This window comes from Pseudomonas sp. Xaverov 259 (assembly GCF_019352915.1).
GTDB lineage: Bacteria > Pseudomonadota > Gammaproteobacteria > Pseudomonadales > Pseudomonadaceae > Aquipseudomonas.
The window spans coordinates 204,101-219,076 of sequence record NZ_JAAAFV010000033.1 but is presented as its reverse complement, the minus strand read 5'-3'; the positions used below and the strand labels follow the sequence as shown (position 1 = coordinate 219,076).

The 14,976-nt window shown below is 60.4% G+C and carries 14 protein-coding genes; 6 read left to right on the top strand and 8 right to left on the bottom strand.

Annotation, left to right across the window (positions count from 1 at the left end; all coding sequences use genetic code 11):
• Position 1: 1 nt before the first annotated feature.
• Both K0H48_RS15145 and K0H48_RS15140 read right to left on the bottom strand, forming a co-directional pair.
• Positions 2-484 (bottom strand): GAF domain-containing protein, encoded by a 483-nt coding sequence (locus K0H48_RS15145; RefSeq protein WP_219268089.1) that lies wholly within the window; start codon positions 482-484, stop codon positions 2-4.
• Complete coding sequence (locus tag K0H48_RS15140) at positions 481-1,371, bottom strand: ATP-binding protein (protein ID WP_138816083.1); 891 nt, start codon at positions 1,369-1,371, stop codon at positions 481-483. Before K0H48_RS15140 ends, K0H48_RS15145 begins: the two co-directional genes overlap by 4 nt.
• A 162-nt stretch (positions 1,372-1,533) precedes the next feature.
• On the opposite strand from K0H48_RS15140, the gene K0H48_RS15135 reads away from it, so the two are divergent.
• Positions 1,534-3,843, top strand: coding sequence for a response regulator (locus K0H48_RS15135; RefSeq protein WP_219268088.1), 2,310 nt, complete (start codon positions 1,534-1,536; stop codon positions 3,841-3,843).
• On the opposite strand, the gene K0H48_RS15130 is transcribed toward K0H48_RS15135, so the two are convergent.
• From K0H48_RS15130 to msrB, 3 genes are all read right to left on the bottom strand, one after another.
• The gene (locus K0H48_RS15130; RefSeq protein WP_219268087.1) at positions 3,797-4,288 is read right to left on the bottom strand and encodes a MarR family winged helix-turn-helix transcriptional regulator; all 492 of its coding nucleotides are present in this window, start codon (positions 4,286-4,288) and stop codon (positions 3,797-3,799) included. The two genes, K0H48_RS15135 and K0H48_RS15130, sit on opposite strands and share 47 nt — an antisense overlap.
• The gene (locus K0H48_RS15125; RefSeq protein WP_219268086.1) at positions 4,285-4,770 is read right to left on the bottom strand and encodes a glutathione peroxidase; all 486 of its coding nucleotides are present in this window, start codon (positions 4,768-4,770) and stop codon (positions 4,285-4,287) included. The genes K0H48_RS15130 and K0H48_RS15125 overlap by 4 nt, the downstream gene beginning before the upstream one ends.
• Before the next feature lie 204 nt (positions 4,771-4,974).
• Positions 4,975-5,367 (bottom strand): peptide-methionine (R)-S-oxide reductase MsrB, encoded by a 393-nt coding sequence (msrB, locus tag K0H48_RS15120; protein ID WP_200432762.1) that lies wholly within the window; start codon positions 5,365-5,367, stop codon positions 4,975-4,977.
• A 202-nt stretch (positions 5,368-5,569) separates the two neighbouring features.
• Here msrB and K0H48_RS15115 point away from each other — a divergent pair, with 202 nt between their 5' ends.
• Together K0H48_RS15115 and htpX are read left to right on the top strand one after the other, a co-directional pair.
• Positions 5,570-6,781: a pyridoxal phosphate-dependent aminotransferase gene (locus K0H48_RS15115; RefSeq protein WP_017136168.1), complete on the top strand. Its 1,212-nt coding sequence runs from the start codon at positions 5,570-5,572 to the stop codon at positions 6,779-6,781.
• A gap of 305 nt (positions 6,782-7,086) precedes the next feature.
• Positions 7,087-7,974 (top strand): protease HtpX, encoded by an 888-nt coding sequence (gene htpX / locus K0H48_RS15110; RefSeq protein WP_138816088.1) that lies wholly within the window; start codon positions 7,087-7,089, stop codon positions 7,972-7,974.
• 134 nt (positions 7,975-8,108) lie between these two features.
• Here htpX and K0H48_RS15105 read toward each other — a convergent pair whose 3' ends face one another.
• A complete protein-coding gene (locus K0H48_RS15105; RefSeq protein ID WP_219268085.1) occupies positions 8,109-8,765 on the bottom strand; it encodes a thiopurine S-methyltransferase in 657 nt (218 codons plus the stop codon).
• Positions 8,766-8,868: 103 nt separating this feature from the next.
• Between K0H48_RS15105 and K0H48_RS15100 the strand changes: the two genes are divergently transcribed.
• The gene (locus tag K0H48_RS15100) at positions 8,869-9,636 is read left to right on the top strand and encodes a class III extradiol ring-cleavage dioxygenase (RefSeq protein ID WP_219268084.1); all 768 of its coding nucleotides are present in this window, start codon (positions 8,869-8,871) and stop codon (positions 9,634-9,636) included.
• 124 nt (positions 9,637-9,760) lie between these two features.
• Here the strand turns inward: K0H48_RS15100 and K0H48_RS15095 are convergent, their stop codons facing one another.
• Positions 9,761-11,434: a DEAD/DEAH box helicase gene (locus tag K0H48_RS15095; protein ID WP_027606997.1), complete on the bottom strand. Its 1,674-nt coding sequence runs from the start codon at positions 11,432-11,434 to the stop codon at positions 9,761-9,763.
• A 424-nt stretch (positions 11,435-11,858) separates the two neighbouring features.
• Between K0H48_RS15095 and K0H48_RS15090 the strand changes: the two genes are divergently transcribed.
• On the top strand, positions 11,859-12,650 hold the full coding sequence (locus K0H48_RS15090) for a crotonase/enoyl-CoA hydratase family protein (RefSeq protein WP_219268083.1): 792 nt from the start codon (positions 11,859-11,861) through the stop codon (positions 12,648-12,650).
• A 133-nt stretch (positions 12,651-12,783) separates the two neighbouring features.
• Here the strand turns inward: K0H48_RS15090 and K0H48_RS15085 are convergent, their stop codons facing one another.
• Positions 12,784-13,539: a spermidine synthase gene (locus K0H48_RS15085; protein ID WP_138816092.1), complete on the bottom strand. Its 756-nt coding sequence runs from the start codon at positions 13,537-13,539 to the stop codon at positions 12,784-12,786.
• Positions 13,540-13,663: 124 nt separating this feature from the next.
• On the opposite strand from K0H48_RS15085, the gene K0H48_RS15080 reads away from it, so the two are divergent.
• A partial coding sequence (locus K0H48_RS15080; protein WP_219268205.1) for a class II 3-deoxy-7-phosphoheptulonate synthase occupies positions 13,664-14,976 on the top strand: 1,313 nt, incomplete at its 3' end.

The window sequence follows — 14,976 nt, the reverse complement described above, 5'->3', positions numbered from 1 at the left end:
GTCAGCAGTCGGTCAACCGCAGGAAAATCGCCGCCAACTGCTCGATGCCCGCCTGGTCCTGCTCGCTGAAACGGGCCAGCGATGGGCTGTCCAGATCAAGGACACCCACCAGCAGGCCATCCTTGACCAAGGGCACCACCAGTTCGCTGTTGGAAGCGCTGTCACACGCAATATGGCCCGCGAATGCATGCACATCTTCCACCCGCTGGGTTTGCCGCGATGCCGCCGCCGCGCCGCACACGCCACGGCCGAAGGGGATACGCACGCAAGCGATCTGGCCCTGGAACGGGCCAAGCACCAGTTCTTCATTGCGATTGAGGTAGAAGCCCGCCCAGTTCAAGTCGTCCAACTGGTTGAACAGGAACGCCGAGAACTGCGCACTGTTGGCGATAAAGTCACGCTCATCGGCGAGCAGCGATTCCAGCTGCGCGCAGAGCATGGCATAGCCATCGAGGCCGGTGCCGGCCTGTTGCAAATCGATCATGGTTGACGCTCCAACAACTTCAGACCCACCCAGTAACGGGCAAATTGATACGCGCATCGGCCGTTGCGGTTGCCACGCCCGGTGGCCCAGCGCACGGCCAGAATGTCGAGGGCTTCATCACGCTGCCACTGCAAGCCGGCCTTGCTGGCCAGTTCGCCGATCCAGTGCTCAACCACATCCAGGAAGTGTTCCTGGCTGAACGGGTAGAACGACAACCACAGGCCAAAACGGTCGGACAAGGCGATTTTGTCTTCCACTGCCTCGCTGGGGTGCAACTCACCGTCCACGCGCTTCCAATTGTCATTGTCGCTCTGGTTTTCCGGCACCAGGTGACGACGGTTGGAGGTGGCATACAGCAACACGTTTTCCGGCGCTTGCTCAAGGGAGCCGTCCAGTACGCTCTTGAGTACGCGATAATCGCCCTCACCCGCTTCGAAAGACAGGTCGTCACAGAACAGGATAAACCGCTGCGGCAGCTTGAGCAGTTGCTCGACCACGCGCGGCAGGTCTGCCAGGTGATCGCGCTCGATTTCAATCAGGCGCAAACCGGCCTTGGCATGCTGGGCCAGCAAAGCGCGCACCATGGAGGATTTGCCGGTACCGCGCGAGCCCCACAGCAACGCGTGGTTGGCGGGCAGGCCATCGAGAAACTGCTGAGTGTTGCGCGCCAGTTGCTCACGTTGCTTGTCCACGCCGATAAGGTCGGACAGGCGCATGTCCAGGCTCACTTCCAACGGCAGCAAAAAGCCGCTGCGGCCCTCGCGCTGCCAACGGGCGGCGAGGCAATTATTCCAGTCGATGGCTTGGCGCGGTGCCGGTAACAGCGGTTCCAGGCGAGCCAGAACCGCATCGGCCCGCTCAAGAAAGGCATTCAATCGAGAATCCACGATTATTCCTCTGGCAAGTTCTTGCAAAAGATGGCGTATTGGCAACCCTGTGGCAGACCCACGAGGCTGCGTATAAAACGATTCATGCCGGCCAAGCCAAAGCCTGTGGATGTTCAGCTATGCTTGCCGGGCGAAGGGAAACGTGAAGTGGTTCAACACCCGATGGATATCAAGTTCGCCCACCGCTTGTCTTATAAACAAGCTCGATTGACTGTGCTGGTCGGTTTCGTCTTGGGAACCTTGCTCAGCCTGATCCAGATCGGCATTGATTATGCCAGCGAAGACGCCTCGATCAACCGTGAAATACGCTCGCTGATCGAAATCAGCCATAACCCTGCCTCACGAATCGCTTACAACATTGATGCCGAACTGGCCCAGGAACTGACCCTGGGCCTGTTGCACTCGCCGGCCATCACCCATGCGCAATTGGTCGATAACAATGGCGTGGTACTGGCGGATGTGAACCGGCCACGCAAAGAGAGCGCCTACCGGCCCATCAGTGACTTTCTGTTTGGCGCCAACCGCTTGTTTGAAGACCGGCTGTTCCTGAGCCACATGCCCAACGATTCCCTCGGCGTGCTGCGCCTGGACGTCGACACCTATGCGTTTGGCAGCCGTTTCCTGCACCGCGCCGAGATCACCTTGCTCAACGGGTTCGCCCGCAGCCTGTTGCTGACCGGCATTCTGCTGGGGCTGTTTTACGTGATGCTGACGCAACCGCTGGTGCGCATTATCCGTGCTCTCAGCACCAGCAAGCAGGCGCGCCTGGATTGCCCACCAGGCCATGAAAACGATGAAATCGGCGTGCTGGTGAACGTCGCCAACCAGCAATTCGAAAACATGGAGACCGAAATCCAGCAACGGCGGCACGCCGAGGACCGCCTCACCGAGTACCTGGGTCAACTGGAAGATATCGTCTCGGCACGCACCCTGGAGCTCAAGGCGAGCAACCAGCGTTTGAGCCAATCCAACGATGAACTCGAAGCCGCCAAATTGACCGCCCTGGCCATGGCCCAGGCACGCGCCGCATTCCTGGCCAATATGAGCCATGAGATCCGCACGCCGCTCAATGGCTTGCTGGGCATGATCGCGCTGTCGCTGGACAGCCCGCTGAACGCCGAACAGCGTCAGCAACTGTCCATCGCCCACGATTCGGGCAAAGTGCTGGTGGAACTGCTCAACGATATCCTCGACCTGTCGAAGTTCGACGCCGGCCAGTTGGAGCTCGAACGCATACCGTTCGACCTCGGCTCATTGGTGGAAGACACCGCCAACCTGCTGTCGCAGAACGCCGCGCCGAGTGTCGAGTTGACCTGCCTGATCGACCCGCTGTTTCCTGCGCAGGTGATTGGCGACCCAACACGGGTACGGCAAATCGTCAGCAACCTGCTGTCCAATGCCTTGAAGTTCACCCGCTTCGGCCGCGTGGATGTGCGCCTCAGTGCCGGGGATGGCCGGGTAAAAATCGAAGTCTGTGACACCGGCATCGGCATTGCTCAGGAAGCGCAGGTGAAGATATTCCAGCCGTTTACCCAGGCCGGTGCGGGTATCACCCGCCAGTTCGGCGGCACCGGGCTGGGGTTGGCGTTGACGCATAACCTGTGTGAAGCGATGAAGGGCCGCTTGAGCATCAGCTCGGAAGTCGGTTTTGGCAGCCAGTTCTGCGCCGAACTGCCACTGCCCACACATTTGCCGGGCGCACCACAAGCGCCACTGCTGGGCGAAGTCATCGCCATCACCAGCACCGGCAGTGGCCTGGCGGAATTGCTCGGCACCTTGCTGCCGACTTGGGGGTTGGCGCTGCGCTGCTATTCCCAGGACGACGACCTGACCGGGCTGAACCCCGACCTGCTGATCACCGATTGCCCGGAGTGCCTGTTCCGCCTGCGCCCCGGGATCAGCGCGCCGATCCTGCTGGTGACCGCCTATGGCAACTTCATGCCCAGCGAAGAAGTCGCGGCCCTGATGCCGCTGCAGCAACAGGCACGCCCGTTGAGCCGCAATGCGCTGTACCAGATTCTGCAACGCAACCTGCGCAGCGAGGCGCAACTAATCCTCGACCCTGTCCAGATGGAGGCCGTGCCCCTCGCCCATCGCGCGCGCATCCTTTTGGTGGAGGACAACCCGGTCAATCAATTGGTCGCCAAGGGCATGCTCAGCAAGCTTGGCTGCGCAGTGATTGTGGCTGCCCATGGTGGCGAGGCGCTCAAGTTGCTGGAGGAGCAGCGCTTCGACCTGGTGCTGATGGACTGCAATATGCCGGTGATGGACGGCTACGAGGCCAGCCGGCAGATTCGCCGTAGCGGGCGCTGGCCGGAGCTTCCGATCGTGGCCTTGACCGCCAACGCCCTGGCGGAAGAACGCGAGCGCTGCCGGGCGGCGGGAATGGATGATTACCTGGCCAAACCGTTTCGCCGCGAAGAGCTCAAGGCCCTGCTGGACCTGTGGGTGCCGACCTCGACAAGCCTTTGATCTGGGCCAGCAACTGGTCCAGGCCATCGCGCAAGGCGTCGGCCTGATTCAGGTCGACGCCGCTGTCGCATAACAGCCGGGTTTTCAACGCATGAGCCTGGTCTCTCAGCTGCAAACCCGCCTTGCTCAAACTCAGGTGCATCTCACGCTCGTCCAACGTGCTGCGCTGACGCTTGACCAGCGCCAGCTGTTCCAGGCGCTTGAGCAGCGGCGTCAGCGTGCCAGAGTCGAGCATCAGGCGCTCGCCCAAGGCTTTGACCGTGGGTTGTGGCGGGAGGGCGGCGTGCCACTCCCACAACACCAGCATCGCCAGGTATTGCGGGTAGGTGAGGCCCAACTGATCGAGCATCGGCTTGTAAGCTCGCGTCACTGCGCGGGACGCGGCATAGAGCTTGAAACACAGCTGGTCGTCCAGGGCCAGGGACACGTGGGGCAAGTCGGTCATTTGAGCAGGGCTTCGATCTCTTGGGTCAGGGCTTCAGGCTTGGTGGTCGGGGCAAAACGCTTGACCAACTTGCCATCACGGCCGATCAGGAACTTGGTGAAGTTCCACTTGATGCGTTGGGAGCCCAGCAGCCCCGGCGCTTGTTTTTTCAGTTGCACGAAGAGTGGGTGGGCGTCGCCGCCATTCACGTCGATCTTTTTGAACAGCGGGAAGCTGACGCCGAAGTTCAGCTCGCAGAACTCGGCAATCGCCCCTTCGTTGCCGGGCTCCTGTTTGCCGAACTGATTGCAGGGAAAGCCCAGCACCACCAGACCTTGGTCCTTGTACTGCTGCCACACCTGCTCCAGGCCCTTGTATTGCGGGGTGAAGCCACATTTGCTGGCGGTATTGACCACCAAAATGGCCTTGCCGGCAAAGTCGGCCAAGGTCTTTTGCTCACCCTTGATGGTGGTGCACGGGATGCTCAGCAAGTTGTCGCTCATGGCAGCGTCTCGGATACGGGAAAGAACTGCAAAGATAGTAGGCAATTCAATTGTGTGCAATTTAATTGACCGCAGTGATGCTTGCGCATAGATCGTTCCCACGCTCTGCGTGGGAATGCAGCCCAGAACGCTCTGCGTTCCCTTTAAAGTCGTGACGCGGAGCGTCACAGGAGGCATTCCCACGCGGAGCTTGGGAACGATCAGTCAGCGTGGAACGAGGTCCAGGCACACCGAGTTGATGCAGTAACGCAGGCCGGTCGGCGGTGGGCCGTCCGGGAACACATGCCCCAGGTGCGCGTCGCACTTGGCGCAGGTGACTTCGGTGCGGATCATGCCGTGGCTGACGTCACGGATCTCGATCATCGCGCTGTCGGCAATCGGCGCATAGAAACTCGGCCAGCCGCAGCCGGAATCAAACTTGGTGGTGGAATCGAACAGCGGCTCATTGCAGCAAATGCAGTGGTACACGCCATCGGTCTTGGTGGCATTGTATTTGCCGCTGAAAGGTCGCTCGGTGCCTTTGAGACGGCACACGTTGTACTGCTCCGGATCGAGCATCGCCTTCCATTCTTCAACGGTTTTCTGCAACTTATCCATCGATACACCTCGGCAACTGAAAAACCCTGATCTGTGTCTTTTCCATGGATCAGGCGGCACGTATGATTGCGCCTCTTCAAAACGCCAGTCTGGCACCCGCGCTACCGGCATTCAAACGTATTTATGGGTGCGGGCCCCGCAGGTTTCGCAGTACGGTAGTGTCCACGCCGTCTGGATCGTTCATTTTCAGGATCACATCGCCATGCAGGTCAGCAAATCGAACAAGCTCGCCAACGTCTGCTACGACATTCGCGGCCCAGTGCTCAAGCACGCCAAACGCCTGGAAGAGGAAGGCCATCGCATCCTCAAGCTGAACATTGGCAACCCGGCGCCTTTTGGTTTCGAAGCGCCGGACGAAATCCTCCAGGACGTGATCCGCAACCTGCCGACTGCCCAGGGCTACAGCGACTCCAAAGGCCTGTTCAGTGCGCGCAAGGCGGTGATGCAGTACTACCAGCAAAAACAGGTTGAAGGTGTCGGCATCGAAGACATCTACCTGGGCAATGGCGTGTCCGAGCTGATCGTGATGTCCATGCAGGCGTTGCTCAACAACGGCGACGAAGTGCTGGTACCGGCGCCCGACTACCCGCTGTGGACCGCTGCCGTGACTCTGGCCGGCGGCCATCCGGTGCACTACCTGTGCGATGAAGGCGCCGACTGGTTCCCGGACCTGGCCGACATCAAGGCCAAGATCACCCCGAACACCAAGGCCCTGGTGATCATCAACCCGAACAACCCCACCGGCGCCGTGTATTCCAAGGAAGTGCTGCTGGGCATGCTCGAACTGGCGCGCCAGCACAACCTGGTAGTGTTCTCCGACGAGATCTACGACAAGATCCTCTACGACGACGCCGTGCACATTTGCACCGGCTCCCTGGCACCGGACCTGCTGTGCCTGACCTTCAATGGCCTGTCCAAGTCCTACCGGGTGGCGGGTTTCCGCTCCGGCTGGATCGCCATCTCCGGCCCCAAGCACAACGCCCAGAGCTACATTGAAGGTATCGACATGCTGGCCAATATGCGCCTGTGCGCCAACGTGCCGAGCCAGCATGCTATCCAGACCGCCCTCGGCGGCTACCAGAGCATCAACGATCTGGTCCTGCCCCAGGGCCGTCTATTGGAACAACGCAACCGCACCTGGGAACTGCTCAACGCGATCCCGGGCGTCAGCTGCGTGAAACCCATGGGCGCGCTGTATGCCTTCCCGCGCATCGACCCGAAAGTCTGCCCGATCCTCAACGACGAGAAATTCGTGCTCGACCTGCTGCTGTCGGAAAAGCTGCTGGTGGTGCAGGGAACGGCGTTCAACTGGCCGTGGCCGGATCACTTCCGCGTGGTGACCTTGCCGCGTGTGGATGACCTGGACATGGCCATTGGTCGCATCGGCAACTTCCTCAAGTCCTATCGCCAGTAATGTAAAAGTCGCTGTACGACCGCCATTCGGTCGTACAGCGAGTATCTGGCAACACTTCTCTAGCCTGCCTCCCCTCCTCGCTTGCCGCTGCACACCACGGACCGGTCAGCCCCCTGTAACCACAGGGCGCGAAGGCATGAGCGTGGTGATCACGAACGCCTTTTCAGATCAGAAATTCCCTTCAGGGCTCTACATTGATGCTGTAGGACACAGTTTGAAATAGTCGCTCGGTTGAATCACCCCAGGCCGCACCTTATATACCCCGCAGTACGCGACATATTAAGCATGAGGAGAATTCTACAACCATGATGCGCATCCTGCTGTTCTTGGCCACTAACCTGGCGGTCGTGCTGATTGCCAGCATCACCCTGAGCCTTTTCGGCTTCAACGGGTTCATGGCGGCCAACGGGGTTGATCTGAACCTCAATCAGCTGTTGGTTTTCTGTGCGGTCTTTGGTTTTGCCGGCTCGCTGTTTTCGCTGTTCATCTCCAAATGGATGGCGAAGATGAGCACCAGCACCCAGGTCATCACCCAGCCACGCACCCGGCATGAGCAATGGTTGCTGCAAACCGTTGAAGAGCTGTCCCGCGAGGCCGGCATCAAGATGCCTGAGGTCGGGATCTTCCCAGCCTATGAAGCCAACGCCTTCGCCACCGGCTGGAACAAGAACGACGCACTCGTTGCGGTGAGCCAAGGCATGCTCGAACGCTTCTCCTATGAAGAAGTGAAGGCCGTGCTGGCCCACGAGATCGGCCACGTGGCCAATGGCGACATGGTTACCCTGGCGCTGGTACAAGGCGTAGTGAACACCTTCGTGATGTTCTTCGCACGGATCATCGGCAACTTTGTCGACAAGGTGATCTTCAAGAACGAAGGCGGCCGCGGTATCGCCTACTTCGTGGCGACCATCTTCGCTGAAGTGGTGCTGGGCTTCCTGGCCAGCGCGATCACCATGTGGTTCTCGCGCAAACGCGAATTCCGCGCAGACGAAGCCGGCGCCCGTCTGGCCGGCACCGGGGCGATGATCGCAGCGCTGCAACACCTGCGCTCCGAACAGGGCCTGCCGGTGCACATGCCGGACAGCCTGACTGCGTTTGGCATCAACGGTGGCATCAAGCAAGGCTTTGCCCGCTTCTTCATGAGCCACCCGCCGCTGGAGGAACGCATCGACGCGCTGCGTCGTCGGGGCTGATGTGACACAGAAAGGGGCGATTTGATCGCCCCTTTTTTGTGGTTGCTGATAACGCCATCGCGGGCAAGCCCGGCTCCCACATTGGAACGCGTTCACTGTGGGAGCCGGGCTTGCCCGCGATGGCGATGCAATAGTCAACGCAGAGTCAGTTGATACACACGCTCCTCCAGCCGCGTCACGCCGTCCTGCACAAACTTCCAGCTCTCGCCCAGGATGTCTTGCTCTTCAAGTACAGTCAGGCTCCAACGCAAGCCCAGCAATACCCTGACTTCTTCGTCAGTCACCGCAAACGGCGGTCCAGCCTTCTGCGTCTGATCATAGTCCAGGGTGATCAGCAGCCCCTTGCAACCTGGACGTAAAAGCCTATTGAGATGCGCAGCGTATTGCGCCCGCATCAGTGGCGGCAAAGCGATCAACGCCGCGCGGTCATAGAGTGCAGTGCAATCGCTCACGGCATCGGCGTCGAGGGCGAAGAAGTCGCCGCACCACACCTCGATCAAGCCGGACGTATACACCTTGAACGCGCCCTGCTGGCGGATATGCGGCGTCAACGACTGTTCACTGAAGAAAGATTCCACCGCCTGCTGCGACAACTCCACGCCCAACACCCGATACCCAAGGCTCGCCAACCAGATCAAATCCAGGCTTTTGCCACACAACGGCACCAGCACTTTCGCGCCATCCGGCAATGCCAGTTTCGGCCAATGCCGCTGCAGGTAAGGGTTGACGTCAGGCAGGTGAAAGCCAATCTGATTGCGCGCCCAACGCTCTTGCCAAAACTTAGGCTCCATAAATCACCCTGAAAATTCGATCAAAAGGCGCTAAAACTTATATTAGATTTAGATCAATGATCTGATTGAAGATGGCCCCATGTTAACCCTCAGGACCCGACTTATGCTCCCCAGCCTGTTTATCTCCCACGGCTCGCCCATGCTTGCCCTGCAACCCGGTGCCAGTGGCCCGGCGCTGCGCCGCTTGGCGGCTGAACTGCCACGGCCAAAGGCGATTGTGGTGGTATCGGCACACTGGGAAAGCCACGAATTATTGGTCACTGGCAAAGCCGCGCCTGAAACCTGGCACGACTTCGGCGGTTTCCCCCCCGAGCTGTTTGCCGTGCAATATCCGGCGCCGGGTAGCCCGCAGTTGGCCGCGCAGATCGTCGAGCTGCTGCAAGCCGATGGGCTGGATGCGCAACTTGATGAGCGCCGCCCTTTTGATCACGGCACTTGGGTGCCGCTGTCACTGATGTACCCGGCGGCGGATATTCCGGTGGTGCAGGTCTCCTTGCCTAGCCGCATGGGGCCAGCGCTGCAAACCCGAGTCGGACAGGCCCTGGCCAGCCTGCGTGAACAAGGCGTGTTGTTGATCGGCTCCGGCAGCATTACCCATAACCTGGGTGAACTGAACTGGCGTGCCGGCCCTGAGAGCATAGAGCCGTGGGCCCGGGATTTTCGCGATTGGGTGGTGGATAAACTTGCCGCCAACGATGAGACGGCCCTGCATGACTACCGCCGCCAGGCGCCGCATGCCGTGCGCAGCCATCCCAGCGATGAGCATTTGTTGCCGTTGTACTTTGCACGGGGCGCCGGGGGTGATTTCAGCGTGGCGCATCAGGGGTTCACCTTGGGCGCGCTGGGGATGGACATCTATCGTTTCGGGTAAGGCAGGACGCGGAGCGTCCGGGGCGGCATTCCCACGCAGAGCGTGGGAACGATCATGCCAGGCAAAAAAAATCCCCGAACCAGTCGGGGATTTTTTATCTGCGATCAATCAGCCCAAGGGCGGATCAATCTTCGCGGTAGCGACGCAGCTTCAGCTGCTTACCGGCAACGCGAGTGTCTTTGAGCTTGGTCAGCAGTTTTTCCAGACCGTCTTCCGGCAGCTCCACCAGGGAGAAGCTGTCACGCACCTGGATGCGACCGATGGCTTCACGTGCCAGGCCACCCTCATTGAGGATAGCGCCCAGCAGGTTCTTGGCGGCGATACCATCACGCGCGCCCAGCGCGGTACGGCAACGAGCACGACCTTCAGCCAATGGAACCGGAGCGCGACGCTCACGATCACCACGGTCTGGACGGTCGCCAGTACGCTCTGGACGATCACCGCGTGGCGCGTTGTTCGGTACCAGTGGGCGTTCTTTCTCGATGGCTGCCAGGGTCAGGGCCTGACCGTTGGTAGCTTTACGCAGCAGGGCTGCAGCCAGGGCACGTGGGGTGCAACCGATATCGGCAGTCAGGCGGTCCAGCAGGTCGCCGTGGGTCGATTCAGCGTCAGCCACCAGCGGCGACAAGCTGTTGGTCAGTTTCTTGATGCGGGCATCGAGAACGGCCTGGGCATCCGGCAGGCGGACTTCGGCAACTTTCTGACCGGTTACACGCTCGATCACTTGCAGCATGCGGCGCTCACGTGGAGTTACCAGCAGCAGTGCGCGACCTTCGCGACCCGCACGGCCGGTACGGCCGATACGGTGAACGTAGGACTCTGGATCGTAAGGCATGTCAACGTTGAACACGTGGGTGATACGTGGAACGTCGAGGCCACGGGCAGCAACGTCGGTTGCCACAACGATGTCCAGACGGCCATCCTTGAGGGAGTCGATTACACGCTCACGTTGGTTCTGGGCAATGTCACCGTTCAGCGCAGCGGCTTTGTAGCCTTTGGCTTCCAGGGCGCTAGCCAGGTCCAGGGTCGCTTGCTTGGTGCGCACGAACATGATCAGGGCGTCGAAGTCTTCGACTTCCAGCAGGCTCAATACAGCCGAGGTCTTCTGGTCAGCGTGAACCAACAGGTGAGCCTGTTCGATCGCGGTAACGGTCTGAGTCTTGGTCTGGATCTTCACGTGTTGCGGATCGCGCAGGTGGCGTTCGGCAATGGCACGGATCGACTGTGGCAAGGTGGCCGAGAACAGTACGGTCTGACGGGTCGGTGGCAGCGCTTTAAAGATGACTTCCAGGTCATCCATGAAGCCCAGCTTCAACATTTCGTCAGCTTCGTCCAGAACCAGGTGGTTCACGGTCGACAGCACTTTCTCGTCACGACGCAGGTGGTCGCACAGACGGCCCGGTGTGGCGACAACGATCTGTGCGCCGTTACGGATTGCTTTCAGTTGTGGGCCCATAGGCGCGCCGCCGTAAACGGCCACAACGGTTACGCCTGGCATTTGCTTGGCGTAGGTTTCAAAAGCGGTTGCTACTTGCAGCGCCAACTCACGGGTTGGCGCCAGGATCAGGGCTTGCGGCTCGCGCTTGGCAGGATCGATGCAGTGCAGGATAGGCAGGGCGAACGCGGCGGTTTTACCGGTACCGGTTTGCGCCTGGCCAATCATGTCCTGGCCGGCCATGATGATCGGGATCGATTGCTGCTGAATAGCCGAAGGTTCTTCGTAGCCGGTCGCGATGACGGCAGCAAGAATGTTCGGGTTAAGATTAAAAGCGGCGAAGCCGCCGGTTTCCTGGGTCATGGGTCTGCCTCTAAGTGCATCCGCAAAGACCCATGCTCCAAAGCTGCGCATGCCGTGTTGAGACTCAAGAGTCGCCCTGGCTGCTTTGTCGGCGGGGATTTGCGAAAACGAATGAATGAAAAAGATTCGTCAAGGGAGAGTCCGCTGTGCGGACGTGCAGCCGAAGCTGACTTCGGGGAATTGCGCTACCTAAACGCGGCCCGGTTAAAGGCCGGCGCGCACTATACCGGAAATAGCTGAAAAAGGGAGCTTTTTTTATCCGAAAGTGCCGATATACCGCGCTGCGTCACAGTCTTTGCGCATACCCGCGCCAAGGTCTATTTTTCAAAGGCCCGGCCCTGTTGGTCATAACACTTAAACGGTTCACCTGTGCATTAAGACCCATTGGTCTAAAACCCTACCCAAGCCCCCGAGGCCACACCCGATGAATCAAGCCAGCAGCAGTCGCGTCAGCCGTGAATTACAGGGTCATGTCCTGCTGTTGGGGCTGGATCGAGTGGCCAAGCGCAATGCCTTTGACCTGGACCTGCTCAATGAGCTGAGCCTGGCCTATGGCGAATTTGATCGAAACGACGCCGCTCGCGTGGCCGTGGTATTCGCCCACGGCGAGCACTTTACCGCAGGGCTTGACCTGGCCAATGTCAGTGGCGTGATGTCGGGAGGCTGGCAACCACCCTTGGGCGGGTGCGATCCGTGGGGCGTGTTTGCCGGCCCTCGCGTCAATAAACCGGTGATCGTCGCAGCCCAGGGTTACTGCCTGACCATCGGCATCGAGTTGATGCTGGCGGCGGATATCAACCTATGCGCCAGCAACACGCGTTTTGCGCAGATGGAAGTGCAGCGCGGGATTTTCCCGTTTGGCGGCGCGACCCTGCGCTTCCACCAGATTGCCGGCTGGGGCAACGCGATGCGCTGGCTATTGACCGGCGATGAATTCGACGCCCATGAGGCGCTGCGCCTGGGGCTGGTGCAAGAAGTGATGGCCAGTGAAGACCTGCTGCCGCGCGCCATCGAGTTGGCCAACCGCATTGCCCGCCAGGCACCGCTGGGCGTGCAGGCGACGTTGATGTCGGCGCGCCAGGCGCGCATGGAAGGTGAAGCCGTGGCGGCGGCCGGGTTGCAAGTGGTGGTGGAGAAATTGCTGAACAGTGAGGATGCCAAAGAAGGTGTGCGGGCGATGGTTGAGAAGCGGCCGGGGGTGTTCAAGGGCATTTGAACACTTTGAACTAGCCGTCGGCAGTGATGGCCTCTTCGCGAGCAAGCCCGCTCCCACATTTATACGCGTACATCCTTTGGAATGCGGTCGAATGTGGGAGCGGGCTTGCTCGCGAAGGCGTCGGTACAGGCGCCTAAGTCGCCGGCCGAATAGCCTTGATGAGCTGCTGCAACGAATACCCCAACCGCGGCGCCAACGCCTCGGCGCGCGCCGTGAGGGCACCCAGATCAAGCTCTTGATCCAGCTCCGAAGGCACCAGCAAAATCACATTGCCCTCCTTCACCGGCAGTTCCCAGTAATGCCGGTGATACAACCCGCGCAGCAACGCTGCACCCAGCGGCTTGCCGTCGTCAGTCGCCCACTGGTTGATCACCAGCCAGCCGCCGGGGTTGAGCTTCTTCTGGCAGTTCTCCAGGAACGTCCAGGCCAGATGCCCCACGCCAGGGCCGACATCGGTGTACAGGTCGACAAAGATCAGGTCGGCCGACTCGGCGGTATCGAGCAATTGCAGCGCGTCACCGATGCGGATGTACAGGCGCGGGTCGTCATCCAGCCCCAGATACTCGATGGCCAGGCGCGGCACATCCGGGCGCAGCTCAATGGCCTCGACGTCTTCCAACGGCAGGAACTTGAGGCACGCCTGGGTCAGCGTACCGGCGCCCAGCCCGAGGAACAGCGCGCTCTCCGGCTGTTCATGGCACAACGCGCCAATCAACATCGCGCGGGTGTAGTCGTACTCGAGCCAGCTCGGGTCGGCGGTAAACACGCAGCTTTGCTCGATGGCATCGCCAAACTCGAGAAAACGGTAATCGGCCACTTCGAGCACGCGGATCATGCCGAAATCATCATGGACTTCGGCCAGCAGGCGCTCGACACGCTCCTCGCTCATCACTACTCCTAAAGGGTTTACCGCACGGCAAAGGCGCGATTGTCGGCCAAGCGGCGGCAACAGGTCACGCACTAATTGCTGCTAACATTGGCGCCCGACCGTCAATCAACCTATCGAGTTCATGATGAGCCAACCCTGGAGCCCCGACAGCTGGCGCGCCCTGCCGATCCAGCAACAACCCCAGTACCCGGACGCTGCGCACTTGCTGCAAGTGGAGCAGAACCTGGCCAGCTACCCGCCGCTGGTGTTTGCCGGGGAAGCCCGCGAGCTGCGCCGTCAGTTTGCCGAAGTGACCCAGGGCCGCGCTTTCCTGTTGCAGGGCGGCGACTGCGCCGAGAGCTTTGCCGAATTCTCCGCCGCAAAAATCCGCGACACCTTCAAGGTGCTGCTGCAGATGGCGATTGTGATGACCTTCGCCGCCGGTTGCCCGGTGGTCAAGGTCGGACGCATGGCCGGCCAGTTCGCCAAGCCACGCTCGGCCAACGATGAAACCATCGACGGCGTCACCCTGCCCGCCTACCGTGGCGACATCGTCAACGGCATCGGCTTCGACGAAAAAAGCCGTGTGCCGGACCCGGACCGCTTGCTGCAGTCCTACCATCAGTCCACTGCCACCCTGAATTTGCTGCGCGCGTTTGCCCAGGGCGGGTTTGCCGACCTGCACCAGGTACACAAGTGGAACCTGGACTTTATTGCTAACTCCGCGCTGGCCGAAAAGTACAGCCAACTGGCCGACCGCATCGACGAAACCCTGGCGTTCATGCGCGCCTGCGGCATGGACAGCTCGCCACAATTGCGCGAAACCAGCTTCTTCACCGCCCACGAAGCGCTGCTGCTGAACTATGAACAGGCCTTCGTACGCCGCGACAGCCTGACCAACGACTATTACGACTGCTCGGCGCACATGCTCTGGATCGGCGACCGCACGCGGCAGTTGGACGGCGCCCACGTCGAGTTCCTGCGCGGGGTCAACAACCCGATCGGGGTCAAGGTCGGCCCGAGCATGAAACCTGAGGACCTGATCCGCCTGATCGACATCCTCAACCCGGACAACGACCCAGGCCGCCTCAACCTGATTGCGCGCATGGGCGCCGGCAAGGTCGGCGACCACCTGCCCAACCTGATTCGTGCGGTACAGCGCGAGGGCAAGCAGGTGCTGTGGAGTTCGGACCCGATGCACGGCAACACCATCAAGGCCAGCAGCGGCTACAAGACCCGCGACTTTGCACAGATTCTTGGCGAGGTGAAGGAGTTCTTCCAGGTGCACCAGGCCGAGGGCAGCTATGCCGGCGGGATTCATATCGAGATGACCGGGCAGAACGTCACCGAATGCATCGGCGGCGCGCGGCCGATTACGGAAGATGGCTTGTCGGACCGTTATCACACCCATTGCGACCCACGGATGAATGCCGACCAGTCGCTGGAATTGGCGTTTCT